Raw genomic sequence first — 24,737 nt, 5'->3', positions numbered from 1 at the left:
ACGAGCGGCTACTCGTCTTTATGGTCTTGATCATCCAAGTCATTCAGATCAATGTTGATAGCGGTTGTAACATCGCCTTCAAACTCAGTCGAGGCAATTTTCTGAGTGACAGTTTGATCGACAATGCCATGGCGTTTTAGAATCTCATTGGTTTCTCTAATGCGGGAAACCAAACCCTGCATCATTGAAACAACCCAATCGGGCAATTTATCGATCATGTATCTATAGGCCTCTTCATTTACTAATATCGCCTCGACGGGAGTGAGACAGCGCGCGGTTGCCGAGCGAGGAGAATCGTCAATCATCGCAAATTCACCGAGAGATTGGCCTGCCCCTACAACAGAAAGAGGAATCTTCTCGCCATGAAGTCCCTTCTGGAAAATCTCTACATTGCCCTCTTGAATGATATAAAAATGTCGTGACAGGTCTCCTTCCCTGAAGAGCAGGTCTCCGACCTTGAAGGTGATTTTTTCAAGTCCACTTTTGCTACTCATTTTATCGTTCACAGACAGCTCCACTTTTCTGCGCACATACAACAGACGACCTTCCTCTAGTTTTTGAATCTAGATTGCAAACCAGGGGACAGTAAGGTGAACCTCGAACTATATTTTCTTGGGCGAAGCAGATTTAGACTGGATTCGTTTTTTCTGAGAAGTAAGTTTCTTCTTTGCCGCAATTCTCTTTGTTCCCAGTTTTGTTTTCAGTTCGCCCGAAGACTTGGCAATCTTAGTCTTTTGCTTTCTCATCGTCTGACGCACAGAGCCGAATCCTTTTTGAACGTCCAAATGGGTTTTCTTAATATTTCTCAAAGCCTTACTGAATTCCCTATCTAGCTGTTTCTGGGCTTTTGAGAGAGAGCGAACCCATGTTTCATATCGGGTTTCAAGCTTTTTCAGTTTTTTTCGAGCCGAAGGGCTCAGCTTCTCATGGATATCGAACTGACGGATTTCATCGGTAAGGCGGCGAATCTCTCCCTTTACGTATTGGAGGTCGCCGAGTTTTTGAATCTCCTCTTTTACCTTCTTGATGTTCAGATCGAATTGCATAAGTAATCTCCCTTATTGGAGGTTAAGAATTCTTGGTGTCACTAAAATGGGAAAAAAATTCGTGATTGTCAAGGTTAGCGGGTCTATCACCTTGCTTTGTAATTCCTTTTAACTTACGTCGGTGTACACCATGGAGTTTTTCATGTCCCATCGAGAACACTATCTGAAATCAGTTTGGCTACCTTATCCTGAAATCCAGGGGCCATTCATGACGGTTTCTCAGTTCTTCTCCTTCAATCCATCGGCTTTGGCTATTTCACGTCGCTTAGCTGGAAAGGTTTTGGAAATTTCGCCAGAAGAGCGCTCGATCTTAATCTACCAAGGCGATCAGCAGCTGAAAATTCTTGTTTCAGGTCCAGCGGTTTGGAGTCATTCTCCCGAAGCGGGCGATCCATTTTTAGTTCTTTCTCAGGGTGACGTTCTAGTTATTGAGTTTGGAGCTGTTGAAAAGAGAGTCGGCAAGACCGTTTGGTTCCATTCTGGAGTTCAGTTTACACTTTTAGCGCCTTGTCACAGCATGATCTATGAGCCTCCGGAGAGGTGGATTTCGTTTCGGCGCTGGGAGGAGTTGATTCGAGGAGTTCGAAATTATTTTTTAGAGAATGGTTTTTGGGAAGCAGACACTCCTTATTTGGTAACTTGTCCCGGGATGGAACCGACTCTTGATCCTTTTCCAGTTTCTCTTCACTACGAAGGCGGGGAGAGGCTAGTTTACTTGCCGACGTCGCCTGAACTCAACCTAAAGAGGCTTTTGGCCTTGGGTGCAACTCATCTATTTGAGATCAAAAAATGTTTTCGCGACGGAGAATTCAGTCATTGTCACCAGCCTGAGTTTTGGATGCTTGAGTGGTATCGAGCTTACGCAAATCTTGATTCAATCAAGCTTGATTTGATGGGCCTTCTTAGTTTTTTGGCGCAGAGGGCACTGATTCCGACTCCTATCTCTCAACCAAGGGAGGTCACTATGGCGGAACTATTTCAGGAAGTGTTGAGTTTTGAGCTGCGGGTGACAACGACAAAAGAGGACCTTTATCAACTTTGCCGAAAATTGGAAATTTACATTGGATCAGTTGAGACTTGGAATGATTTGTTTCATCTCGTCTTTATTGAGAAAATTGAACCTCACTTGAAACAGATGGGCCTGGTTTTTCTCGAAAAATTTCCGCCGAGCCAGGCGGCCCTGGCGCGAATGACGAAAGACGGATGGGCCGATCGGCTTGAATTCTATTGGAATGGCCTTGAAATAGCGAATGCCTTTCATGAACTCAATGATCCAGCAGAGCAGCGATATCGAAATGATTCTGACAATCGAGAGCGAGTGTTGATGGGTAAGAATCCCTTGCCTATTGATCAGAAGTTTATGGAGGCTCTCGAGAGTGGAATGCCGCCATCTGGTGGAATTGCTTTGGGTCTTGAGCGCTTATATATGGCGGCCTGGGGAGTCAGTGACCTACGAGACATGAGAAGTTTTAGGTTTGATATTTGATTGGGTCATCTCAGGTGCTAATCGGCGCCGTTGATATCTTCCTTCAGCTCTTTTCCAACCTTAAAAAAAGGTAGTTTTTTTTCCCCGACATTAATAACTTCACCCGTTCGCGGGTTGCGCCCCTTGTAGGCACCATAAAGACGGTTTACAAAGGAACCAAAACCTCGGATTTCAATGCGATCATTGCGCATCAAGGCCTCAACCATCGAATCAAAGATGGCATTCACAACAGTTTCAGCCTTCACTCTTGTTATTCCGGCGCGTTCTGAGATGTGGTTAATGAGATCCGCTTTCGTCATGTTATCCCCTGAGGTGGCAGCAAGGTTTTTTAGCCATGTTCAAACCCGCCCAGTTCCCTAACTTATCGAAACTACTTGGCTATGGTATCTCCTTGGAATCGCATTGAAAAGATCATTTTATCAATCTGATGCGATTTCTTTTGAAAAAGAAAAATCAAAGGATTGCAATGCTTCGCATTATTTTGACAAAACAGAATGTCGTAATGCATTAACACGAGATCTTGATTTGATCTTAAGAAAGCGACTGATCAAGAGGAGGCTTGGATACCGTCGTGTCGGGAGAGGAGGAATCGCGAAGTGCCTTCTTAGTCTTCTTCTTTTCATACCAGCCAGTTGACCAGAGCGTTTGCCGATAGGCCTCGACCGTTTGGTTCACCATTTTTCCCATATCAAAAAGATTGAGAGTTTTATTGCGGGCGTTTTCGCCAATTTCGCGCGTGGGAAGCTGATCAGAAAAAATTTGGATCAGCAGAGTGCTAAGTGAATTCACGTCAGCGGGTCTGACCAAAAAACCATCACGTCCGTCTTCCACAATGGTAGAAATTGGGCTCACTTCAGAACCGATAATCACTTTTTTCTGGGCCATCGCTTCGAGGAGGCTTGGTTCAAATCCAGAGGTTCGCGAGCTGAGATTGACGAAGACATCCGCAAGAGCAATGTAGTCGGGCAGGGCAGTGTTGGGAATTGCTCCGGTAAAAATGACCCTATTCCCGAGGGCCAGATTGAGCATCTCAAATTCGATTTCTTTTTTTAAGGGTCCATGCCCTAGTACGATCATTCGAGAGGCTGGTTTTTTTACCGCTACTTTCTCAAACGCTCTCAGCAAGTTAATTACTTCTCCCAATTCCGTCATGTCTGTTATGGTCACGATGGTTTGTGCATTTGCGGGGAGCCCGAGCTTTTTCCCCCAACTCCTCTGATTTTTCTCTCGGAGAAAGATCGGTGATTTCAATTCCGTAGGGCACACTGTGGGTTTTTAGCTCCGGGTAGAGATAGTACCTTTCAAGAGCAATTTTCTGTTGTGGACTCGTGACGAACACAGAATGAGCTGTTTTCAATAGCTGGCGATCTCGACCGTAATAGGAAATGATAAACTTTGAACCCACCAAAACGGCTGTTCGCAAAAGGCCACCTAAGGTTTCTCGAGCCATTCCCAGCAATGAAAATATTTCGCTCATTCCTGTGGCCTCGACATCATAGGCCATGGCGACCTTAAGAAGCCGACTTCTTTTTCCGATAAGATAGCCACCACGATCAATGCTGTGGACAATATGAAACGGGTTTGCGCCATGGAGAGCCAAAAACTTGTTTTTTACAAGCTCAGGAAACTGATCAATTGTGCGATACCCAGATTCGCCCAGAAAAAATGCCATGACGTTTTCTTGAAGAATTTCTTTCTTTCCCTGAGGATTTTTCCAAGACAACACAGTCACTTGGTGTCCATCGAGGGCCAAGCGTCGGGCAATTGGCCACAAGAATCCATGATCAGAGGCCCGTCCTAAGATAGGGAACCTCTGGCAGATCATGCAGATATTCAGTTTTTCGGGCATGGGGAGCTTTGCCATTCATTTCTCGATCTGTTTATTCCATCACCGCGAGTATGCCACATTTTCAATTGCTAGGCGATCCATAGATTTTTTATTCCATGATTTGAAAAAGATCGGCAATTAAAAAAAATTTTGAGCTGTCGTCGAGTAGACTCGGCTCATAATGTTAGAGAAGTGATCCGTAAGATTGTGATCACTAAGCCCAAGGAGTCGAACACTGAACTTATGGCGGAGTTGCGAGTCTTTGAGGATTTGTCCGATGAGATGAATCTGTTCCTGCCCGTCGCGGCCAGAAAGCAATACATTGTCGCCGTGAGCCCAGGGAAAGGGATCTGCCTGAGCTTGGAGATGATTCAATATGAGGGGTATGCCGCTGGTTCGACAGGCGTGGGTTACAATGGGTAGGACAGCCGTTTCAATTTTTAAATGGGAGCCCAAAACCACGTTTGCTAACTTTGCAAATTGATCCGTTGAGGTTAAATCCAAATCTCCTGCAAAGTACCATTTGCCTGTGAGGTTTTCCCTCCTTATTTTGAGTTGCCATTCTTGCTCCCGTTTGTAGCCAAAATGGGAGAGCGATCCTGCAGAAATGATATGCCAGTTAGAATGCTCTTTCAGAGTGGCCAAAGCCATAGAAAGGGTCTGTTCAAAATCATGATGATCTTGGGGATTGCCTGGAATGAATAGGAAGGGACAGAACTTCTCATCTGGCAGAATATCCGATTTTGATTCAAACGGGACTCGACTATCAATGAGCTCGAGAGTCTCAATGTGGGGCAAATGGCCTGGTCGAGAGGACAAAATGTGTTTCTGGGTATCATTTGCTACAGTGATTGCATCTGCACAATGCAAAGGGATTTTGGAAACAGAGGAAGGCAGTCTCCAAAAAGAGAGGACGACTTTAGCCGGTTTGTTGGGATTCATCAGACCAGCTGTAAAGGGGAGACTCATCCAAACGGGACTCAATTGAGGGGGAGGAAGAATATGCAAAACCTCTGGTCTCCATTGATGCAAAATCTGGAGAATTTTTGGAATTTCAAAAACGGACCAGCGCTGGAAGATTTGAAGGAGCTCAACTCGGGGGTGGAATTGCGGAAATAATTGGTAGGGGTGCTTGCCCGTCAGAAGTTTAATTTCATGCTGGCATTCTGCCAGTGAATTCGCCAGTCTCCAGGCCAACAGAGCTTCTGGTTCAGGGGATGGCGGAAGAGACGGAGCGATCAAGACAACACGGGCCACTTGGTGCCTCCGGTGTTAGGGCAGAACTTCACGTATTCTCGGCAAGATTGTGCGATTTGCTTCAGGCAGTTCCAGCTTGGCCAAATCACTCAAGGTCACCCATTTGAGAGTCTCATGGTGTATGGGCTTAGGCTCGCCCTTCCAGTACAAGACATCAAAAAAGATCAAAAGAATATTTGTATCTCCATACTGATGCGAAGTTACAAATTGCAGCTCGCCAATTTGGGCTTCAATTCCAAGTTCTTCCATCAGCTCACGACAGAGTGCTTTGGCAGGATCCTCGCCCGGTTCAATTTTGCCACCAGGGAACTCCCAGACCGTGGACATACCTCCTCCAGCTGGTCGGAGGCCAACGAGAAATTGATTGTTCTTGCGGATAAGGCCAGCAACCACTGGAATCCAAGTAGGTCTGCGCTTTTTCATTCAGCTTCCTAACTCTTGATATCGGGATTGAGTGAAGCACGGTAGGCAACCTTCCGAAAAAACAGAGGACCTTCAAAGACCAATGCCGAATAAACTTGCACAAGGTCAGCTCCCATTTTAAGGCGCTCAAAGGCATCCTCTGCTGAAAGGACACCCCCAGATGAGACGATCAGCTTGCCAGTGCGGCGTTCGCCAAGAATTTGAAGTGTTGCAGCCAACATCTCTTTGGATTTTCGGGCCAAAGGCTGGCCAGAAATACCACCTTCGGTTGAAAAATCCAGGCCTTCCCTCATTCCTAAACTGCTATTTGTCAGCACCCAACCGCCAATATCAAGCTCGAGAGAAATTTCAATAATTTTTCTCAGCTCATCCATCGAGATATCAGGGCTTATTTTCAGAAGCAGCGGGGTTGCTCGATCAACTTTTTTCAATCCGGTAATTTCAGTGTTAGCAGTTACGATAGGTTTCAAAAAAGCCCGCAAATTTTCCGGTTTTAGAAGGTCTCGCAAGCCCTCTGTATTTGGGCTGCTTATATTGATGACAAAAACGTCTGCTGATTGACCAACTTTCTCGATGCATTTGATATAGTCGTCATGGGCCTTCTCGAAAGGGGTCTCCTTATTTTTTCCAATATTGACAAAAATAGGCGTGAAATGTGGTTGATAGAGATCCTTGATTTGCGCGACAACAGAATCCAGGCCTTTGCTGGGAAAGCCAAGGCGGTTCCAGACGGCCTTGGCCTTTAGGTTTCTCCGAATCACGACTCCAGAGTGGCCTGACTGTGAAAGCGGAGTTACTGTGCCCACCTCCAAAAAACCAGGACCCAAGGACCACCATCCATCAATGCATTCTGCATTTTTATCCACACCTCCTGCTATTCCAAGGGGGTTTGAAAAATCCAGTCCGCGCCATGTGAAGGGTGCCCAGGTCAGAGTTTGCAAAGGTCTTATGCGAGCGTAGAACCGCAAAAAATAGGGACTTATGCGATGTGCTAGTTGGGGAGGCATCCACAACCAAGGTTTCAAGTTTGCTACCAAGCCTGCCCCCGAAGCAGCATCGCTTTTTCTAGTCGTTTAAGTGAAACGGCCATGGCGGAAATCCGCATTTCTGTATTGTATTGAGTGGAGAATTCATAAACTCGATCAAAGGCCCTATCCATGATTGTTTTGAGCTTGCTGCGCACTTCGTCTTCTGACCAGAAGAGCCAAACAATGTCTTGGACCCATTCAAAGTAGCTGACAACGACTCCTCCGCCATTGGCCAAGATATCTGGGACGACCATGATTCCCTTCTGGTGAAGAATACGAGAGGCACCCGTTGTGACAGGACCATTTGCACCCTCAATGATTATCTTTGCCCGAATGCTTTCCGCATTTTCAAGAGTGATGACTCCGTCAAGGGCGCAGGGGGCCAGGACATCCACCTCAAGTCCGAGAAGATCTTCATTTGAGATGTGTTCTGCATTGGGGTAGCCTTTAAGAAAATGGTGTTCTTTCACATAGCGAACAACATCTGCGACATCAAATCCCTTTGGGTTGTAAACAGCCCCCGAAACGTCACTTAAAGCGACGATGTTGGCGCCGAGAGCCGCTGCTTCAATAGCCGCGTGCATTCCGACTTTCCCGAATCCTTGAATAGCAAACGTCGCTTGATTAATTTTGCGATTTTTGGTGTGGAGCGCTTTCTGTGCAATATAAACAACCCCTAAACCAGTTGCAGATTCTCGGCCGAGAGACCCGCCGATTTCAATCGGCTTTCCGGTAACTACCCCCGTATGACAAAATCCAGCTTCGCTAGAGTAAGTATCCAAAATCCAAGCCATCGTTTGAGAGTCTGTTCCCACGTCCGGAGCAGGGATGTCTTTGTCTGGCCCAATAAATGGGCCCAATTCGGAAGTGAAACGCCGGGTCAGATTTTCGAGCTCTGATTTGCTGAGCGAATTGGGGTCGCACTGCACGCCGCCTTTCGCTCCTCCAAGGGGCAATCCAAGAAGTGAATTCTTAAATGTCATCAGGGCTGCCAAGCCTGCAACCTCACTCAAAGTTACAGAGGGATGGTAGCGCAGCCCCCCTTTGAACGGTCCGAGAGTTTGATTGTGTTGCACTCGGTAGCCCGAGAAAATTTGGATCCGGCGATCATCCATCGTAACTGGTATTCCGATAACGATAGCACGTCGAGGAGCTCGCAATCTTTCGTGAACGTTCTGATTGACCTTTATGAGCTTGCCAGCATTCTCAAGGATTTCGAGAACGTTGCGATAAAGCGATCCGTCCGTCAAACCTTCCATTGTTTTTGCCCCCCCTTTAGGAGATCGAGTTCTAAAATTTCGTCATTTCCCAACACCCCTCGAATTTGCCTCGGCTCCAATCCAGAGACAACCAAAATTTGTTCATCCCTTGAGGAGGTTTGAGAATGTGAACGGCAAAACCCGATCCATAACGCATAAAGACTTTTCTCTCCGCGATGGATGACTGACCAATGGATTATGGTATCACTGGAAGCTCTATGAAAGCAGCCGATACAACAGTCAGTGAGAATAGTTTTGATGGAATGAGGGAGACGATTCTCAGAAATCTGCCCGCTTTGCGAGGGAAGAAGTTGATTGTGGTTGGTGACTTGGGGCTGGATCAATATGTTCACGGAGAGGTCCGTAGAATCAGTCCTGAGGCACCTGTTCCAGTGTTAGAAGGAGCGTCAGAGGATCAACGGCTTGGTTTGGCAACCAACGTGGCTCAAAATATTGCAAGTTTAGGTGGAGTTTCCTTGTTGGTAGGGGTTGTTGGAAGGGATCAAGCCTGTGAGGACTTAAAAAGTCTTCTTACTTCAGCTGGCGTTTCAACGGATTATCTGGTTGTAGATCCTCATCGACCAACCACACGGAAATTGCGAGTGATGTCTGGTCATCACCATCTGGTGCGGGTCGATTACGAGCACCGTCGATATTTGGACTTGGAAAGGGAGAACCAATTGCTGTCGATCGTCGGAGATCTTCTCGGCCAGGCAGATGGGGTTGTTCTTGAGGACTACGCCAAAGGTGTTGTCAGCGAAAGATGCGCACAGGAATTAGTTAAGATTTGCCGAGGGGCCGGAAAGCCCTTGATGGTAGATCCAAATCGACAAACTCCATCGAACTTTTACCGGGGCGCCACTTTAATGACTCCCAATCGTGACGAAGCCTATGGCTTATCGGGTTGTCAAGTCGATGACCTTCAAGACGGTCCTGACCTACTTTTCAAGGTTGGAGAAACCCTCGTTAAAAAGTTGGGACTTGAGCATTTGGTTATCACGCAGGGCAAGCAGGGAATGAGCTTGTTTACAGAAGGCAGAGTCCATCAGTTTCCTACCTTTGCTCGCCAGGTTTTTGATGTGACGGGTGCGGGGGACACGGTCATTGCAGCCTTGGGGCTGGCCTGGGTTTCGGGGTTTAGCTTGCCGGAAGCCTGCGTACTTGGCAATTACGCCGCCGGAGTCGTCGTAGGTAAGGTCGGCTGTGTGCCTTGCCGCACAGATGAGCTTGTCGAGTACATAAATCAACTTTCTTAAAAATTCTGCCTTCGTGTTTTTTATCTGGTTTTGTGCTAAAAGCCGGTGCTAGTGCATTGTGTTATGCTGTGATTAAGAGGGAGTTATGGAAAATTCGGCGATATCGGATCCGATTGGTAGCAGGGTGAAGTTCTATGGACTGACTCAGTCTCAACTGGAGGAACTGCTCATTGGCCAGGGCAAGGAGAGGTTTCGAGCCCAACAATTGTTTCGTTGGGTCTATGGTCTCAGGGTCTTGGAAGTTGACTTAATGACCAATATTTCCAAGAAACTGAGATCTCAAATACCTGAAATATTTGATTTTTCTCTTCCTCCAGTCATCAAAGAATGGGTGAGTGGGGATGGAACCCAAAAATTTCTTTTTGACATGGGTGAAGGTCGTTCCGTCGAGGCGGTTCTAATTCCCTCAAAAGGCAGGCTGACATTATGTGTTTCGACTGAGGTGGGTTGCAATATGGCTTGTCGGTTTTGTTTCACTGGCAAGCAAAAGCTGATTCGTCGTCTGGAAACATGGGAGGTCGTGGGGCAGTTCGTTCAGATTCAGTATCGCTTGTACGAAGAATCGCGACGAATAACGAATGTCGTATTCATGGGCATGGGGGAGCCACTTGATAATCCGCAGGCCGTCTTTGATGCCATCGATATTTGGCATAATCCCTGGGGTTATAATTTGTCGCTTCGGAAAGTGACGGTTTCAACATCGGGATTGATTCCACAAATACCTTTGGTTACAGCAAGTGGGGCGCGGTTAGCCGTCAGTTTAAATGCGGCGAGCGATCAAATACGAGATCAAATCATGCCGATCAATAAAAAGTGGCCTTTGCGCGCTTTGCTGGAAGCTTGTCGCGAGCATGCCCGAATCTCAAAAGACAAGGTGACTTTAGAATACGTGCTTCTTAAGGGTGTTACGGATTCCTTAGAGGACGCACGGCGGCTATATGAATTAACCAAGGATGTTCCTTGCAAGATCAACATTATTCCGTTTAATGAACATCCAAATTCGGGATTTGAGCGACCGAGTGACAGTAGGGTTGTCGCTTTTCAGGAAGAGCTGATGCGCAGAGGCGTCCATGTATTACGCCGCCGAACAATGGGGCGGGATATTTATGCGGCTTGCGGTCAGTTGACGACGGCCAATAAGGAACAGCCTCAACTCGTGATAAATTGAATTTGATTGACCAACCGAGAGGGAAAATAGAGGGGAAGGGGATAATTATGTCAGAGATTTTGGTAGTTGGTAGCATGGCCTATGATACCATTTCGACTCCTGAAGACAGAGTGGAGTGTACTCTTGGCGGAAGTGCCAATTATTTTTCTGTGGCGGCCTCGCTGTATGCGAAGGTGAATGTGGTTGGCGTTGTGGGGAGCGACTATCGCAAGGAGGATTTCGATTTGTTATCTGGGCGCTCAATTAATCTTGAGGGTTTGAAGCAGGTGTCTGGCAAAACCTTTCATTGGGAAGGTAAATATGAGCGCGATATGAATGATGCGATCACTTTAGAAACTCAGCTTAATGTTTTTGAGGATTTTGATCCGGAACTACCAAAATCCTATCGCAAATCTAAATTCGTATTTTTAGCTAATATTAACCCTGAGCTTCAGTTGCGAGTTCTTGATCAGGTCGAAGATCCGAAGTTTGTGGGATCTGACACGATGAATTTTTGGATCACTTCGAGACGTTCACAATTGGCTGACGTCTTGCGTCGCGTGGATTTGTTGTTAGTAAATGAGGGAGAGGCTCAGCAGTTGACAGGTCAAAGAAACACCATTCAAGCAGCCAGGGAAATCGTGGGCATGGGCCCCCGTGGAGTGGTGATCAAGCGAGGTGAATATGGATTTGTTCTTTACGCTGAGGAGCAATTCTTTATTCTGCCTTCTTTTCCCATTTCACATGTGGTTGATCCGACAGGTGCTGGCGATACTTTTGCTGGAGGATTTTTTGGCTATTTGGCGAGGATTGGATCGGGGTGGAATTTAAGTCATTTGAAACAAGCCTGTATGCACGGCTGTGTGATGGCGAGCCATACGGTTCAAGGTTTTGGATTGAATGCCATTCGTCACCTCGACTGGCCTATGATCGAGAAACGATTGGCCGAATACCGGACCGTGGTTTCTCATCATTAGAATGAGATCAGAAATCCCGCCGTTCGGCCTGTAAAGAACAGCAAGAGACGAGGTCTTTCATCCGTCTTTTGTGGGTGTTCAGTGCGCTTTTTTGGGGGTTTCATCTTTATCGATTTGCCTGATTTTCCGATAAGTTATGTGAATGAAGGCAAAAAAAGGAAAAGACATTGCGGAGAGCATGATCTTGGATGATCTCTTCGAAGATGGGAAGAGACCACTTTCATCTTCGTCAAAGACGGAATCCATTGATCAGAATAAGCTCAAAAAATCACAGCCACGTCCTCCTGTTACAAATCGGGAAGGCGATGTGGTGGAACTTGATATTGATAGCAATGCCAGCAGTTTGTCCTTAGATTCTAAAGTTGGCTCATTCAAGTCGGGGGCTGCGAAAGGAAAAGAGGGAACTTCTACAAGTGTTCTAGATAAAACCTGGCAGTTGAATGAATCAAAAATAGTTGCTCAGCCTGAGGTCCCAAGTATCCCGATTGGCAAAGAGGGAAACACGTCTTCGAGTACCTTTATTTTGGCTGAACGATCAGCGCCCAAGGCCACCTCAGAAAAAGTGCAATCCATACCGTCTGATCCTGTGCGGCAGTCTATAGGAAAGTTTGCTGCTGGACGCACGGGTGGTGCCATTAATCCGTCCAGCGCTTCGCTGGCACAGAGTGAGAACCTCAGGATTGCTCAGCAAAGAATTTTGGAATTGGAACAGATCATGGACAAAATGCGCAATGAAAATGCTAATCTTATTACGGCCGGGGAGATGATTCGAAAAAAGGCCGATGAACTTTTGGCAAAATCCGAGGCGATGGAGGCAAAATATGACCTCGATATTTCCTCGCTCCAAGACGAGAAGGATATTCTTAAAAGCTCTTTGGTCTCACGCGACAAAGACATTGAAAAACTAAAAACACAGATCGAAGAATTAGAACTAAGGCTCAATTCAACAATGCAGAAGGTGCGGGTGCGAGAGCGTGAGTTGGAAAATCGATTGGAACTTGTGAAAATGGAAAGTTCTGCTGTCGTTCGCACCAAAGATGAATTTGTTCTTGAGCTGAAGCGACAGACCGATCAGCTAAATATGGAGCTAGATAATTATCGCCATAAAAGCGGGGAGTTGAATAAACAGTTGGGAGAAAAACAGGAAATGGTGAAACGCACAGTTAAAGCACTGCGCATTGCATTGACTATGCTTGAAGGGGCCGATGAGGGTTCCGTAAAGAAAGTGAAATAGGGCATGGCACTGACTTGGCTATATTTATCGCACAGGCGTTCACAAAAGGCTCCTTGGCTGAGCTTTCTCGCAAAGGAAGGCTACTCTGTTATTCGCTGCGATGATCCAGCGAAGCTGGAGTCCATCATAGAGCGGGAACACATTGACGGCATATTTTTTGACGGGAAGTCAGGGACTTCATTTTGGAATGTGACACTCGCTACCTTGGAGAAATATCCAAGTTTACCCGCCGCTTTTGCACTTTCTGCAAAAGATCGGGGTCGATCCGAAATTGGAGAGGGCGAACTGCGTCTCTATTTGTTTGAACGAGAATCGAAGGGCCGAAAACGGCAAGTTCTAAAAAATCTCTTGAATTTAGGAGCCCTCCGTCGGCTCTTGAATGAACAAGAAAAAAGACTGCGTCACACCGTTCAAATGGATCCTTTGGCCATGTTTGATAGATTAGAGATAAATCACATAATCGATCGAATGCTTGGTCATTTTGGACCTTTGATTCCAGCCCGCAATGTGCATTGGATCACTCATTCTGAAATGCTTCGTCTCTTTGCTCTTGATGAAAGTTCATACAAGTTAGAGTTGACACATCGGTTCATGACGAATCCACTCTTGCGGTCTTATCACGAGGGGGACTTGAGTCGAGTTCACCGTATACTGAGGGAAATTCCGTGGGGAAATTCCGGCGTCAAAGAAAATGAATCATTTTTAAAATGGCAGGCTTTGGGAAAACATCATGCCCTTATTGAATTGAGAGGAGAAGACGGAGACCATGTCGTCGGACATCTCCTTCTTGAGGAAATCGAAGCAGACCATATTGACTTTCTTGCGAGCCAAATTATCGCATCGATGCGATATATCATGCCTTTGCTTGTCTTGGGTTTGCGTTGCTGGGAGGCTGAGTCACAAGGGTTTAAAGACATTCTAACTCCACTGTATAACCAGAAATTTCTATCCTTGGTAATTGATAACGAGATAAACCGCTGCAAGAGGACGGAGGGAGAATTTACAGTTCTTTTTCTAGACGTGGAGTATTTTAAATGAGTTAATGATACTCGCGGTAATTGGATTGGTTCGAAGATTATTCAGCAGCTGGGACAAATGCTTTTTGAGAACATTAGGTCCTGCGATTATGGTTTTCGCTATGGCGGTGATGAGTTCGTGATAATTTTAACGGGAACGGGAGCGAAGGCTGGAAAGTCGGTGGCGGAGCGAATTCGTCACGACATTGCAAACAAGATATTTGTTGTCGACGGTCAAAGTGTCTCCGTGACAGTGAGCATTGGGGTTGCCGCCTATCCTCAGCATGGTTTGACAAAAGAAGAAGTACTCAAAATAGCTGACCAGGCTATGTACTCAGGTAAGAATATAAGTCGCAATTTAGTGTATTTGGCGAGCTAATGAAAAAGCGAATAAAATTGATTGTAAGCGATCTCCACCTTGGTCTGGGCAGGGTTTTGGAGACAGGGCAAACAAACCCTCTCGAAGAGTTCCTCTATGATGAGAAGTTTGTGGAATTTTTGCATTTCTATACGACCGGAAAATACTCAGAATATGAAGTTGAACTTGTTTTGAATGGCGACATTTTCAACTTTCTTCAGGTTGATTTTAGAGGACATTTCCTCACAGTTATCACTGAGTCAGTCTCTTTGGATAAAACGAAACGCATTATTGAGGGGCACCCCCAATTTTTTCAAGCAATCAAAGATTTTGTCAAAAAAGAGGGTAACGTCGTGACTTATGTGGTGGGGAATCATGACCAATGCATTCTGTGGCCCGGAGTGCGCGCCCACCTGAACGAGACCTTGGGGACGACCATTAGGTTTAAAAATATTGTCTACTTTGTCGATGGGGTGCATATCGAGCATGGTCATATGCATGAGGCCGCCAATCGTTTGAATCCGCGAAAATTCTTTTTAAGAAGAAATTTACCTGAACCAGTTTTGAATCTACCCTTTGGATCTCATTTTTTTGTTGAATTTGTATTGAAAATTAAACAGCAGTATCCGCATGTGGACAAAATTCGTCCCGTAAATCGAATGATGCGTTGGGCTCTGCTAAACGAGACCTGGTTTACAATAAAGGCGGGGATTGGACTTGTTTTTTATTTTGTGAAGGCTCTGTTCTCAAAGGACCCCCGTCGTAGCATTCCCATCAAACGAATTTTGCAAGTGGTTTTTGAACGAACAATTTTTCCAGATCTGAGTGAATCTGCCCGCCGCATTCTTTTAGATGAAAGAGTGCATACTGTTATTTTTGGACATACTCATGTTTACCAGTATCGCCAGTGGGGCGCCGAAATGGAATACTTTAATACAGGAACATGGACAGAGATCACCTCTCTTGATATTTCATCTCTGGGAATGATAACTAAACTCACCTATGTTTTACTTGATTATCCCGATGACGGAGGGCGTCCGCGGGGACGTCTCAAGGAGTGGCATGGGTATCACAGAATTGAAGAAGATGTGGCGGTTTCATAAATGATTAAACTAGAAAAAACTTATCCAGAATTAACGTCGGCATTTCGTGAGCAATCAAAGGCAGCCATTGACAATCTTTGGCAAAGGAGTGAGTTGGGATTTCTCCATTTGGCAGAGAGATCTAGACTCTGGAGCCAATCCCAAGAAAGAGCCTCTCAACTCAAACAGGAGGGAGTCCGTCGTGTTGTGTTGCTGGGAATGGGCGGAAGTAGCTTGGGTCCAAAGGTTTTTTGGGATTGTTTCGGGAAAGATAGGGGCGAGTTAGATCAGATGATTTTTTTGGATAATCTGGATAGCACGGTCTTTTTTCGAACCTTAAAAGAGCTAAAAAATCCGAGGGAGGTCCACTTTTTTCTTATATCGAAGTCAGGAACGACCTTGGAAACCTTGGCGATGGCGGATTTCATTGATATTTTTTTAAAGGACCACGGGAGTGAATTGAGCTCCCAGTGCACGGTTGTTTCAGAGGTAAGATCCAATAGCCTCTCTGATTGGGCGAGATCTCATCAGATTCCGATTCTCGAGATTCCAGAGGACGTTGGGGGTCGGTTTTCTGTGCTCTCTCCAGTGGGTTTGCTGCCTGCGGCCTTAATGGGATGTTCTTTAGAAGATATTCGAACCGGTATGCAATGGACGAAACAGGCAACAGGTTTGGTGGAAGATTTGGTTGTCGCTGCTGCTGAGAGCATTAAGCGTAAAGATCAAGCGCTTTATTTTTGGCCCTATTTTCAAGGATGTGAGGTTTTTGGCGGCTGGTTCCAGCAGCTGTGGGCTGAATCTCTTGGGAAGTCCGTGCGTAGAGATGGCAAACAAGCAGATATGGTCGCTGTTCCTGTGCCAAGTCTTGGGCCTCGTGATCAGCACTCGACTCTTCAGCAAGTCATGGAATGTCCCCAACCAAGGTGGGTTTGGATTCTAAAAAATAGAAAATCAGAACAGGAAGGACCTCGCCTGAAGAAGAGTCTTTTTGGGAACAGTGAGCTGCGAGTTGGCAGAAATATGAATGAATTGGTCTTGGCGCAGGCCGACGCAACGCAGTCGGCTTTGATTCACAATGGGATTCCTATCATATCCTTAAGCCTCTCTGAACTTTCACCGAAAACAATAGGCGCCCTATTTTTTCTCATGGAGTTAGTAGTTGGTGGAGTGGGTGAGATCATGGGCATTAATGCTTTTGATCAGCCCGGTGTCGAGTTGGGAAAAAAGTTGACCAAAGAGCTTTTGATGAGAAAAGTTGGCGAATAGAAAATAGTAGTTTTTTTGAATTGGAAGTCTATGGGTCGTGGTAAAGATGATGAAGAAGCGCCTCTCGACAAAACCAGCGTGGTTCAGAGCGAGACGTTTAAGGTTCGTCTGGCCCAGGCGGGCCAGGCGCCGCCATCCCTGATACTTCTTGTGGGGCCGGCCAGTGCTGTTGGGAGACAGTGGCCCATAGAGGATACCGACCGCATTCTGGGTCGTGCAGCTACGGCTCATGTTTCTGTGGATGATCGCAGTGTGAGCAAGTCGCACTGCAAGCTTATTCTGTCTAGCGGGGACGTTTCGATCATTGATTTAGATTCTACGAATAAAACAGTAATAAATGGTCGTGTCTTGACGCCATTGGTTCCCCACAAGCTGGTGAGCAATGATCAAATAAAAACGGGGAACGTGATTTTTAAATTTCTGGAGAGAGGAAACATAGAAACTGTCGCGACGGGCATGACCTATGAAAAGGCCCATACTGATGCCCTTACAGGCATCGCCAATCGTGGTGGATTGAATTCTCGTGCCATGGATTCGTTTCGCCGCTCGGATTTGCTTGGAGTCCCTTTTAGCATTGTAACTTTTGATATCGATCATTTTAAGTCAGTCAACGATACTTTTGGTCATCCAGCGGGTGATTATGTTTTGGTGGAAATCTCTCGGGTCATTCGTGACAAGCTCATCAGGGAAGGTGACTTCTTTGCTCGCGCAGGGGGTGAGGAGTTTTGCCTGATTCTGTTGGGTAGCGGACTTAATCAGGCTCACGAAATTGGTGAGAGGATTAGACACACAATCGAAATTCATGAATTCCTTTTTGAGGGGCGCAAAATTCCAATTACAATATCGGCAGGGGTTGCAACCAGAACTCCTCAGGACAAGACGTGGGCTGATGTCTTTGAACGTGCAGATAAGGCTCTCTATGTGTCAAAAAGGGCGGGTCGAAATCGCGTCCATGTAGGTTCTTAAAGAGATCCACTCAGTCAGCTTTCTCTCGTCTTTGAGGGCGAGCTCAAGCTAAATCCATTTTCCCACTTCGTCCTTTCAATCTTTGGCACTAGTGTTGCAGAAATTTATCCAGCTTCATGTAACCCTGCCTCATAGGACTTTCAATGGCCTTCAACAATCAGTACGTTCCCTATTATTCCCTGCGCTTGATAACTGTCATTTTCGTTACATTTTCTTTCAATCGAATGTTGGCAAACGAGAAAATCTTACAAGATTCTATTCCAGTACAAAGAGAAGGGACGGGCTCTTGTCGGGCTGCTTTGAAGTTGCATTCTGCTGAGGAGGCTCCCACTCAACCGATGGGAACTGTGGCACAATTGACAAGATCCCTTCGTCACAAAGGTATTTTTTTGGAAAAGATGACTCGATCTTTGATGAGAATTTATTCTCATCAAAGTATGGGGGCATTTATGCGCAACAATAAGAAGTATCTTGAAAGGGCCGACATATCTGCTTCAAAAATCATGCTCCATTTTCGACAAACCAATGGAGTATTTCCAGGCTCGACAGAGATGTTGTTAAAGCTGAGTCAATACATTCGAATAAGAATTCTCAAGGGATCACAATTGGGTGAGGGAATCAGGTTCATTCCGCAGATTAAGATCTCTTCCCGAGACATCTCGATTGCCGAATTGAGTCTGACATTGATGGAGATCTATCTAACGCAAATTCAGCTTCATGGTTTGAGCCTTGAATTGGGCCGAAATCCACTTGCTATAGACCTCATCGGTTTTGCAATGGGCCGTGGCCAGGATAAATTGGAATCTTTTCGGGAATCTTTCGAAGAGAATTTCTTAAAAAGGCGAATTGAAGCTGCTGAAAAAAAATCTTACCAGGTTATCACGGACCAGGCTCCCAGAGAACTCCTGGGGAAAACCTCAAAGTCTTTCAGAGAAAGACTTCTGTTTGCTTCTTTATGGGCATCGGAGCTTCGTCACTTCGTTGATCTGCGGTCTCAGCTCGAAGATATCGTGGCGACATCTGTTCTTTCTCTTTATCTCACAGCTGATATGGAATTTCGCCAAGTCCTTTCAAATTTGATGTCTTGGTATCAAAGTGATTTTGCTGATCAAGATAGTGTGAAAGCAATGTTAGCCTATTTTGATTTTTCCAGAGCCTTTGGGATGATCTCTCCAGATAATCAGGCGATCATCCTAAAATTGCAAGAGGAGGGAAGTCTTCCTCAAAGGCCTTCCGCGAATGAGCCCTTTCCGCAAGTTCCTGCCTATGAAATGATGGATCTTGGTATGGGAAATCAGGGCCGCGGAAGCAATTATTTTGATGATAGCTTGGAATTCTGAATCAATTGTCAGGTTGATTTTTGGTCGTTCCGAATTCTTCGATTTTTGATTTTGGATCTCGCTCCTTTTCCAATGACTTGCATAGCTTGAGAAAATCGGAAAAATTGCGATTCAGTTTATCAAATACTCGTTCAAAGACTGATAAATCATAAACGTAGGTTTTAAGGGCGAGCAGCTTGGCGTTATTTAATTCCTGCTGGCTAAAAAATCGAAAATGTGCAGTTTTCATTTTTGGCAAAATATTGGATTTGAATCGCTCGTTGATTTGTTCCAGACGAATCTTCTTTGCATCTGTGTTCAGGGAGGACTGTTGAGTTTGATACCATTTGGTAAGTTCGTCGATTTCTTGACTTATAAAATCTGAGAAGATTTTTTCGTCGTGAGATTGCCTGGAAATCAATTCCAGAGTTTGAGAGTTGCTGCCTTCTTTCGCGCGATAAAAGAGCTCAGTGCCGATATTGCCAATAAAGCTTGCCAATTGTTCGTTAAATTCGGCTTGACTCTTTATGTAGAGAGTTGTGTGAACGGTTTCGTGTATGATCAAATTTACCAAATCATGATCAGAGTAATTCATCATTGTGTTGAGGATTGGGTCTTCAAACCATCCGAGGGTTGAATAAGCTGTGACACCTCGAACATAAGTGTCAAAGTTTTGATCCGAGAAAATCTGGGCTTCTTGTTTTGCTTCCTCTTCTGAAAAAAAGCCCTTGTAGGGGAGGCTTCCGACGATCGGAAATTTCCAGAGATGGTGCTTGAGTTCGAAGGCGGGAGAGGCGTGAACAATCCAAGACACATAGGGTCTCCCGATGTCTGCGAAGGTCGTGTAGTTTTGAGTTGCTTTGAGGCCCAAATTTTGTTCGGAAAATTGGCGTGCGTCGAGTGCCAATCTCAATTTATGTTTGGTGTTTTCGTTAAGGGTTTGATTTTCCAATGCCTTATCAATGCTCACCCGGGCATTGAGTATTTTGGCCTGGTTATAGGCACTTTTCATATAGTACGTGATCTGGCAGCTACTCAATTGAAACACGAGCGAGGTCAGACAAACAAATCGAAGAGAAAGCCACATCAAAACATCCAAGAGACTCCGGCTCGGCCGGCGTAGTCAATGGAGGGCGTGCTTTCAGAAAGCGGACTGGTCCAGGCGTCCAATCCAATTTTTATTGAGAAGGCCTTGCCGAGAATTATTTTGAGTCCGAGACCGGCGCTGGGGACCACTCCTGTTGGAGATTCAATTTCTGAGGCATCAAGGCCCTCTGGTTGCCGCACTATTTTTTTCGAAATTCGGGCTCCTCCAATCTTAATATAGGGTTGGAGGCTTGATTGCTGGGAGGCAAGGGTTATCACCAGATCCAGTCCGATGAGCCGGAAGGTGGATCTTGTAATCACCTTTGTGTCATCAACAGGTTTTACGCTCAGAAGAGAAGATCCCTCGGTATAGCTCAATTCAAGCGCTGACATTTCCCAGAAATAATAGCTGACGGTACCTGTATAGCTGGTGCTTTCCTGGAAGTTATTCTCGTCTATCGTGGACCTTCTGAAGGTTGCTGAAGTGCCCATCTCGATAACTCCCGCTTTAGCCGAAAAACAAGAAGTGATGAAGAGAAGAAGAAAAAAATAAAGCTGTGCTTGGGAAATCCTCATGGTGGTATTTTACCAAATGGAAAGTGATACAGGGGTCCAGATCCGCGCGCTCTCGCTCCATTCAAGTGCAATGTCTAGGCAATAAATTCCCTTGAAAGTGGGAATCATCGCTCTTCGCTCTGTTTCACAAAATATCGGGGTTGCCAATCGACTCGAAAGGAATAAATGAGATGAATGAGACCATCTTCCTTAATCATATCAGTGGGTGGATTTAAAAAAGGAGCTGATTTGGAGAAGGCCAAAATAGCAGTTTGATCCAGGCCTCTGCTTCCAGATTCCTTATTTATCAAAATATCCTTGAGATACCCGTCAGACTGAAGAAGGACTTCGACGACCGTAATTCGTGGGGTAAGAGCGAGTTTACCTAATTCATTGTTGCTCAGGGAGGAGGAATATTCGGCCATTGCGTTCACCCAGCGAGTGCGCACTTGTTCGTTTACCCGAGCAAAGAAGGTGTAGTAAAGAAATTGATCTGTGTTCAAGGAGGTAAATTCTCCTTCTCTAACATTGGGAATGTATTCTCCGTTTGTGGAACCTCCGAACGCCAAGGTTCTTGATGAAGAAATGCCCCCCTCGGCTGACCTCGGAGGCAGATCAAGCGGTTTTGAGTCTTTGTGAATGAACAAATCTCCCTGAGGCTTCAGATCCTTCCAGTTTTTTAAATGGGTCTTTTGAATTTTTGAGGTTTTTATTTGTTTGGATTCTTGAGGGGAATTGCGGGCAAACGGGCGCCCGGGCGGACGATTGTGCGAAGGGCCATTCAAGCGAGCAACCGATTCCTCTTTCACTCGGCGAGTGAATTTTGAGAGAAGGCGGGACCTCTCGGTAATCTCTTTTTCGAGAACACCCAAATCAGGATCAGTTACGAAAGACTGTCTTTTGGAAGAAGAGGCCGGACGACTGTACACGACTTCGATAGGGAGACTTGGCAAAAATCTGATAGGAGTGGGCAAATGGAGGGCTCCGAAATAAACACCAATATGAATAAAAAGGCTAAGGAGGATCCCGAAAGATAAAACAATCGCTTGAAAGGATTGGTGTTTTCTCAATACAGGACTCCATTGATGAGAACAATATATCGAAGAGTCCGCTTAAAGTTGAGACAATTTCTGCCGATAAGGAGAGAGTGGGGGTTACATGAGACCTAAAGCGAGTAATGTCATAGATTTAGCGAAAAGGCGTCAGACTAGAAAAAAGTCTAAAAAGAGGGATGAGCCCCCAGTCAGCGACGAAATAAACCAAGCTGAGAGCCAAATTCTCATCCAAGAACAGGCCCCTATCGTGGATATGACTGTGCGGCGAATCGAGCAGATCCAGAAGGAGCGTCGCACCGTAAAGCGCACGATATTGACCGAGTTTATTGGCGCGTTCGCTGTGTTGCCTCAAATGGGCCTCATGAAGGTTTCTCTTTATGATATTTCCGAGAATGGGATGTCATTTGATGTGGAAATGGACCTCGGAAAATTTGCCAAGGGCGAAGAAATTGCCATGCGGGTCTACCTCAACCAATACACTTATTTTCCGTTTGTAATCAAAGTGAGAAATCAGCGTCAGGAAGGCCCAGAAGGAGTTTTTCGCCATGGAGCTGATTTTGTAAAGGGGTCTGTCAATGACGTTGCCTTGGGTCATTTTGTCAAGTTCATAGAAACCGTTTCGGCCAGCTTGGAGAGAGACGGGGGAGATGTCATGGTCTCCAATCTAAAGGAATAGACATAGACATCGAATTAGTCGATATTTTCTGAGTGAAGGAAGTTTTCTTCTGCTCTTTCGGATGACCATTTTCCTTTATTTTTTCATATACTTATATAGTTAAATAAGATCGAATGGAAGCACAGCCGCGGATCTGGTTGCTGAACGAATGGCAGTTGGTCAACTTGGGAGGTATTTCATGGCAATTGAGGGGCGTGCAAGTCGTAAGATTGTTCTCGATACCAATGTGATTTTGTTTGATGCTCTGGCGATCACAAAATTCAAAGATTCGGATATCTTCATTCCGTTTTCCGTTATTGAAGAAGTTGACCGATTCAAAAGAGATTTAGGAGAGAATGGCCGCAATGCCCGCCATTTTTCTCGATTTATCGATGTTTTAAGAAGCCAAGGACCTTTGGCCAGTGGAGTCTTGCTAGAAAATAGCAAAAGTTACGTTTATGTGAGCACTGATATGAGCCTTGAGGGCATGCCGCCAGAGCTTGACGGTATGAAGGCTGACAATCGTATTTTGGCAACGGCTCTGAGCTTGCAACGAAAGTTTCCGATTGGTCAGGTCGAATTGGTCACAAAGGATATCAATCTTCGCATCAAGGCAGATGTTTTTGGTATCAATGCCAAGGACTATGATCCAGACGAGACCTCATTTGAGGAGATGTACACCGGGGTCAAGGAATTGGAGGTAGACCCTCTGATCATAGATCGTTTTTATCGAGAGAAGTCAGTTGTTTATGAAGGAACCCAGAGGCTCCATTCGAATCAATATGTGGTAATGAAGGATTCTTCGAATCCAAATCACAGTGCTATTGGCAGATTTAGCGGCCTTCAGGGTAGAATTGTTTCACTCATTTGTCCCACCGAGAGCATTTGGGGTATTCACCCTCGAAATGTAGAACAGAGTTTTGCTTTGGACGCACTTCTGAATGACGAGCTCTTGTTTGTTTCTCTTGTAGGTAAGGCTGGAACCGGAAAAACTCTGATGGCGATTGCGGCAGGTCTTCATAAAACCCTTGATGATGGATATTTCCAAAGGCTGTTGGTGAGCCGACCGATCTTTCCGATGGGTCGAGATATCGGGTATCTTCCGGGGGATGTGGAGCAAAAACTAAATCCCTGGATGCAGCCTATATTTGACAACGTGGAGTTCCTTTTAGGAGCAGATAAGAAGGCAGCGGGTCGAGCGCAAGAATTGATCAATCAGGGTATGTTGAATATCGAACCTTTGACGTATATCAGAGGCCGCAGTATTCCCAACCAGTACCTTATTGTTGATGAGGCGCAAAACCTCACTCCGCATGAAATCAAGACCATTATCACTCGAGCTGGGCAGAAGACAAAAGTCGTTCTGACAGGCGACTGTTATCAGATTGATAATCCTTATGTGGACTCTGCTAACAGCGGTCTGACTTATGCGGTGGAGCGATTCAAGGGTCAGCACATTTCGGCCCATGTCACCCTGACCAAGGGCGAGAGATCCGAACTAGCTGAGCTTGCTGCCAATATTCTATAGAAACAGATCGACTCACAACGTCAACATCGAGGAGGTTGACACTGAGGTTGGTCGTGGGGCCTCATTCAACTGCCTAAAAATGCCGAAGAGATGCGTAGAGAACCTTTGCATAAAGGACGTCTATGTATTTACAGGGCAATCTACAACAAGTTTTTGATGCGCTCTATGAGCTTGGAATCATTGATCCAGTTTTGCAAATGGACTGGGGGCAAGCTCTTGAGCAGATGCCGCACCACCTTGATCACTATCACAAGGCGATCGGTGCCGCAAATCTCTATCAGGATGATAAGAAAACTCTCATGGATGAATTGAAAAAATTAAATGAGTCAGCTCTCAAATACTTGGCCATGGAGGTAGCTCGTGAGTATGCCGATTTTCACGCGCGTGAAATTTTACATTAATATAATTCTCAAGTTGGTGGCTGGCGTTCTGTTCGTCATTTTAGGCTTGAGTGGCGAGGTTCATGGCGAGTGGGCAGTTGATTTTTCAAAAAGATTTAAGGAGCAACGAAAAGGTGAGATGAAGGAATCAGCCCCGGAGGGCAGAGCTCAAGATACGACAATCTTTGATCACTTGATTTCTGCTCAGAACAGAGACGGCGTTCAAGAAATCGTTATCTTGAATACTGAAGCTGGATTTGTTCCGAATACGGTGAGAGTTCGAGAAGGAGAAAGTTACAAAGTTCATGTTGTGAATGTGAATGAAAAAGAAAAAAACGTCAGTTTTGTGATGGATTCGTTTAGTGAGCACCATGCCACGTATTTTGGAAAAATGAGGTCATTTGTAATGAGTCCCAAAAAGGAAGGTATCTATTCATTTGTCTGTCCCGAGACCTCTGCTCAAGGGAGAGTGGTCGTGCATGCAGTCTCCGCTGAGGCGGGGATTCGGCGTCCCGCCTCAGAGGAATGAT

General features: G+C 45.6%; 25 protein-coding genes and 1 pseudogene. 15 read left to right on the top strand and 11 right to left on the bottom strand.

The genetic code is table 11. The features are described 5' to 3' along the window. Nucleotides 1-8 precede the first annotated feature (8 nt). Entirely contained in the window at nucleotides 9-530 is a 522-nt protein-coding gene (locus tag IPJ71_13945; GenBank protein ID MBK7844767.1) for a Crp/Fnr family transcriptional regulator, read from the bottom strand. Nucleotides 531-602: 72 nt separating this feature from the next. Then, the gene (locus IPJ71_13940; protein ID MBK7844766.1) at nucleotides 603-1,046 is read right to left on the bottom strand and encodes a hypothetical protein; all 444 of its coding nucleotides are present in this window, start codon (nucleotides 1,044-1,046) and stop codon (nucleotides 603-605) included. A 142-nt stretch (nucleotides 1,047-1,188) separates the two neighbouring features. Here IPJ71_13940 and genX point away from each other — a divergent pair, with 142 nt between their 5' ends. Continuing rightward, on the top strand, nucleotides 1,189-2,532 hold the full coding sequence (genX, locus tag IPJ71_13935; GenBank protein MBK7844765.1) for an EF-P lysine aminoacylase GenX: 1,344 nt from the start codon (nucleotides 1,189-1,191) through the stop codon (nucleotides 2,530-2,532). 17 nt (nucleotides 2,533-2,549) lie between these two features. On the opposite strand, the gene IPJ71_13930 is transcribed toward genX, so the two are convergent. The 6 genes and pseudogenes from IPJ71_13930 to IPJ71_13905 all read right to left on the bottom strand — a co-directional run bounded on the left by IPJ71_13930 (nucleotide 2,550) and on the right by IPJ71_13905 (nucleotide 8,327). Further along, nucleotides 2,550-2,831 carry an integration host factor subunit beta gene (locus tag IPJ71_13930; protein ID MBK7844764.1) on the bottom strand — a complete coding sequence of 94 codons (282 nt, stop codon included), beginning with the start codon at nucleotides 2,829-2,831 and terminating at the stop codon, nucleotides 2,550-2,552. A 232-nt stretch (nucleotides 2,832-3,063) separates the two neighbouring features. Then, nucleotides 3,064-4,396, bottom strand: a pseudogene (locus IPJ71_13925) (glycosyltransferase family 4 protein). 102 nt (nucleotides 4,397-4,498) lie between these two features. Beyond that, the gene (locus tag IPJ71_13920) at nucleotides 4,499-5,617 is read right to left on the bottom strand and encodes a hypothetical protein (GenBank protein ID MBK7844763.1); all 1,119 of its coding nucleotides are present in this window, start codon (nucleotides 5,615-5,617) and stop codon (nucleotides 4,499-4,501) included. 15 nt (nucleotides 5,618-5,632) lie between these two features. After that, on the bottom strand, nucleotides 5,633-6,040 hold the full coding sequence (locus IPJ71_13915) for a (deoxy)nucleoside triphosphate pyrophosphohydrolase (GenBank protein ID MBK7844762.1): 408 nt from the start codon (nucleotides 6,038-6,040) through the stop codon (nucleotides 5,633-5,635). Nucleotides 6,041-6,048: 8 nt separating this feature from the next. Further along, nucleotides 6,049-7,065, bottom strand: coding sequence for a quinone-dependent dihydroorotate dehydrogenase (locus IPJ71_13910; GenBank protein ID MBK7844761.1), 1,017 nt, complete (start codon nucleotides 7,063-7,065; stop codon nucleotides 6,049-6,051). A 5-nt stretch (nucleotides 7,066-7,070) separates the two neighbouring features. Beyond that, entirely contained in the window at nucleotides 7,071-8,327 is a 1,257-nt protein-coding gene (locus IPJ71_13905) for a Glu/Leu/Phe/Val dehydrogenase (GenBank protein ID MBK7844760.1), read from the bottom strand. 263 nt (nucleotides 8,328-8,590) lie between these two features. Here IPJ71_13905 and rfaE1 point away from each other — a divergent pair, with 263 nt between their 5' ends. From rfaE1 to IPJ71_13855, 10 genes are all read left to right on the top strand, one after another. Beyond that, nucleotides 8,591-9,583 (top strand): D-glycero-beta-D-manno-heptose-7-phosphate kinase, encoded by a 993-nt coding sequence (rfaE1, locus tag IPJ71_13900; GenBank protein MBK7844759.1) that lies wholly within the window; start codon nucleotides 8,591-8,593, stop codon nucleotides 9,581-9,583. Nucleotides 9,584-9,668: 85 nt separating this feature from the next. Then, nucleotides 9,669-10,751, top strand: coding sequence for a 23S rRNA (adenine(2503)-C(2))-methyltransferase RlmN (rlmN, locus tag IPJ71_13895; GenBank protein ID MBK7844758.1), 1,083 nt, complete (start codon nucleotides 9,669-9,671; stop codon nucleotides 10,749-10,751). A gap of 47 nt (nucleotides 10,752-10,798) precedes the next feature. After that, nucleotides 10,799-11,707: a bifunctional hydroxymethylpyrimidine kinase/phosphomethylpyrimidine kinase gene (locus IPJ71_13890; GenBank protein ID MBK7844757.1), complete on the top strand. Its 909-nt coding sequence runs from the start codon at nucleotides 10,799-10,801 to the stop codon at nucleotides 11,705-11,707. Between the two features lie 142 nt (nucleotides 11,708-11,849). Further along, a complete protein-coding gene (locus tag IPJ71_13885; protein ID MBK7844756.1) occupies nucleotides 11,850-12,941 on the top strand; it encodes a hypothetical protein in 1,092 nt (363 codons plus the stop codon). A 3-nt stretch (nucleotides 12,942-12,944) separates the two neighbouring features. Continuing rightward, complete coding sequence (locus IPJ71_13880) at nucleotides 12,945-13,979, top strand: diguanylate cyclase (protein ID MBK7844755.1); 1,035 nt, start codon at nucleotides 12,945-12,947, stop codon at nucleotides 13,977-13,979. A gap of 24 nt (nucleotides 13,980-14,003) precedes the next feature. Next, the gene (locus IPJ71_13875) at nucleotides 14,004-14,336 is read left to right on the top strand and encodes a GGDEF domain-containing protein (protein ID MBK7844754.1); all 333 of its coding nucleotides are present in this window, start codon (nucleotides 14,004-14,006) and stop codon (nucleotides 14,334-14,336) included. Continuing rightward, nucleotides 14,336-15,418, top strand: a complete 1,083-nt coding sequence (locus tag IPJ71_13870; GenBank protein MBK7844753.1) for a metallophosphoesterase — start codon at nucleotides 14,336-14,338, stop codon at nucleotides 15,416-15,418. The genes IPJ71_13875 and IPJ71_13870 overlap by 1 nt, the downstream gene beginning before the upstream one ends. Continuing rightward, nucleotides 15,419-16,663, top strand: coding sequence for a hypothetical protein (locus tag IPJ71_13865; GenBank protein MBK7844752.1), 1,245 nt, complete (start codon nucleotides 15,419-15,421; stop codon nucleotides 16,661-16,663). Between the two features lie 30 nt (nucleotides 16,664-16,693). Continuing rightward, nucleotides 16,694-17,629, top strand: coding sequence for a GGDEF domain-containing protein (locus IPJ71_13860; protein MBK7844751.1), 936 nt, complete (start codon nucleotides 16,694-16,696; stop codon nucleotides 17,627-17,629). A 143-nt stretch (nucleotides 17,630-17,772) separates the two neighbouring features. Then, nucleotides 17,773-18,969, top strand: coding sequence for a hypothetical protein (locus IPJ71_13855; GenBank protein MBK7844750.1), 1,197 nt, complete (start codon nucleotides 17,773-17,775; stop codon nucleotides 18,967-18,969). 1 nt (nucleotide 18,970) lies between these two features. Here the strand turns inward: IPJ71_13855 and IPJ71_13850 are convergent, their stop codons facing one another. From IPJ71_13850 to IPJ71_13840, 3 genes are all read right to left on the bottom strand, one after another. Next, nucleotides 18,971-19,972 carry an aminopeptidase gene (locus IPJ71_13850; GenBank protein ID MBK7844749.1) on the bottom strand — a complete coding sequence of 334 codons (1,002 nt, stop codon included), beginning with the start codon at nucleotides 19,970-19,972 and terminating at the stop codon, nucleotides 18,971-18,973. Between the two features lie 62 nt (nucleotides 19,973-20,034). Next, nucleotides 20,035-20,610, bottom strand: coding sequence for a hypothetical protein (locus tag IPJ71_13845; protein ID MBK7844748.1), 576 nt, complete (start codon nucleotides 20,608-20,610; stop codon nucleotides 20,035-20,037). A 104-nt stretch (nucleotides 20,611-20,714) separates the two neighbouring features. After that, complete coding sequence (locus tag IPJ71_13840) at nucleotides 20,715-21,659, bottom strand: hypothetical protein (protein ID MBK7844747.1); 945 nt, start codon at nucleotides 21,657-21,659, stop codon at nucleotides 20,715-20,717. Between the two features lie 88 nt (nucleotides 21,660-21,747). On the opposite strand from IPJ71_13840, the gene IPJ71_13835 reads away from it, so the two are divergent. The 4 genes from IPJ71_13835 to IPJ71_13820 all read left to right on the top strand — a co-directional run bounded on the left by IPJ71_13835 (nucleotide 21,748) and on the right by IPJ71_13820 (nucleotide 24,736). Then, nucleotides 21,748-22,320 carry a PilZ domain-containing protein gene (locus IPJ71_13835; GenBank protein ID MBK7844746.1) on the top strand — a complete coding sequence of 191 codons (573 nt, stop codon included), beginning with the start codon at nucleotides 21,748-21,750 and terminating at the stop codon, nucleotides 22,318-22,320. 178 nt (nucleotides 22,321-22,498) lie between these two features. Further along, entirely contained in the window at nucleotides 22,499-23,827 is a 1,329-nt protein-coding gene (locus IPJ71_13830) for a PhoH family protein (GenBank protein MBK7844745.1), read from the top strand. Nucleotides 23,828-23,949: 122 nt separating this feature from the next. Next, entirely contained in the window at nucleotides 23,950-24,228 is a 279-nt protein-coding gene (locus IPJ71_13825) for a cytochrome (protein ID MBK7844744.1), read from the top strand. Nucleotides 24,229-24,346: 118 nt separating this feature from the next. Beyond that, on the top strand, nucleotides 24,347-24,736 hold the full coding sequence (locus IPJ71_13820; GenBank protein ID MBK7844743.1) for a cupredoxin domain-containing protein: 390 nt from the start codon (nucleotides 24,347-24,349) through the stop codon (nucleotides 24,734-24,736). Nucleotide 24,737: the final 1 nt, after the last annotated feature.

Source organism: Bdellovibrionales bacterium, from assembly GCA_016714165.1.
GTDB lineage: Bacteria > Bdellovibrionota > Bdellovibrionia > Bdellovibrionales > UBA1609 > JADJVA01.
This window is presented reverse-complemented; position numbering and strand designations above follow the sequence as displayed.

Bases quoted from the DNA above. Each gene is read 5' to 3' on its own strand.
- IPJ71_13870 (MBK7844753.1), top strand. From the start codon at position 14,336: ATGAAAAAGCGAATAAAATTGATTGTAAGCGATCTCCACCTTGGTCTG.
- IPJ71_13830 (MBK7844745.1), top strand. From the start codon at position 22,499: ATGGCAATTGAGGGGCGTGCAAGTCGTAAGATTGTTCTCGATACCAAT.
- IPJ71_13820 (MBK7844743.1), top strand. From the start codon at position 24,347: ATGAAGGAATCAGCCCCGGAGGGCAGAGCTCAAGATACGACAATCTTT.
- genX (MBK7844765.1), top strand. From the start codon at position 1,189: ATGTCCCATCGAGAACACTATCTGAAATCAGTTTGGCTACCTTATCCT.
- IPJ71_13905 (MBK7844760.1), bottom strand. From the start codon at position 8,327: ATGGAAGGTTTGACGGACGGATCGCTTTATCGCAACGTTCTCGAAATC.
- IPJ71_13865 (MBK7844752.1), top strand. From the start codon at position 15,419: ATGATTAAACTAGAAAAAACTTATCCAGAATTAACGTCGGCATTTCGT.
- IPJ71_13930 (MBK7844764.1), bottom strand. From the start codon at position 2,831: ATGACGAAAGCGGATCTCATTAACCACATCTCAGAACGCGCCGGAATA.
- IPJ71_13890 (MBK7844757.1), top strand. From the start codon at position 10,799: ATGTCAGAGATTTTGGTAGTTGGTAGCATGGCCTATGATACCATTTCG.
- rlmN (MBK7844758.1), top strand. From the start codon at position 9,669: ATGGAAAATTCGGCGATATCGGATCCGATTGGTAGCAGGGTGAAGTTC.
- IPJ71_13860 (MBK7844751.1), top strand. From the start codon at position 16,694: ATGGGTCGTGGTAAAGATGATGAAGAAGCGCCTCTCGACAAAACCAGC.
- IPJ71_13845 (MBK7844748.1), bottom strand. From the start codon at position 20,610: ATGAGGATTTCCCAAGCACAGCTTTATTTTTTTCTTCTTCTCTTCATC.
- IPJ71_13835 (MBK7844746.1), top strand. From the start codon at position 21,748: ATGAGACCTAAAGCGAGTAATGTCATAGATTTAGCGAAAAGGCGTCAG.
- IPJ71_13855 (MBK7844750.1), top strand. From the start codon at position 17,773: ATGGCCTTCAACAATCAGTACGTTCCCTATTATTCCCTGCGCTTGATA.
- IPJ71_13885 (MBK7844756.1), top strand. From the start codon at position 11,850: ATGAAGGCAAAAAAAGGAAAAGACATTGCGGAGAGCATGATCTTGGAT.
- IPJ71_13915 (MBK7844762.1), bottom strand. From the start codon at position 6,040: ATGAAAAAGCGCAGACCTACTTGGATTCCAGTGGTTGCTGGCCTTATC.
- IPJ71_13880 (MBK7844755.1), top strand. From the start codon at position 12,945: ATGGCACTGACTTGGCTATATTTATCGCACAGGCGTTCACAAAAGGCT.
- IPJ71_13825 (MBK7844744.1), top strand. From the start codon at position 23,950: ATGTATTTACAGGGCAATCTACAACAAGTTTTTGATGCGCTCTATGAG.
- IPJ71_13940 (MBK7844766.1), bottom strand. From the start codon at position 1,046: ATGCAATTCGATCTGAACATCAAGAAGGTAAAAGAGGAGATTCAAAAA.
- rfaE1 (MBK7844759.1), top strand. From the start codon at position 8,591: ATGAGGGAGACGATTCTCAGAAATCTGCCCGCTTTGCGAGGGAAGAAG.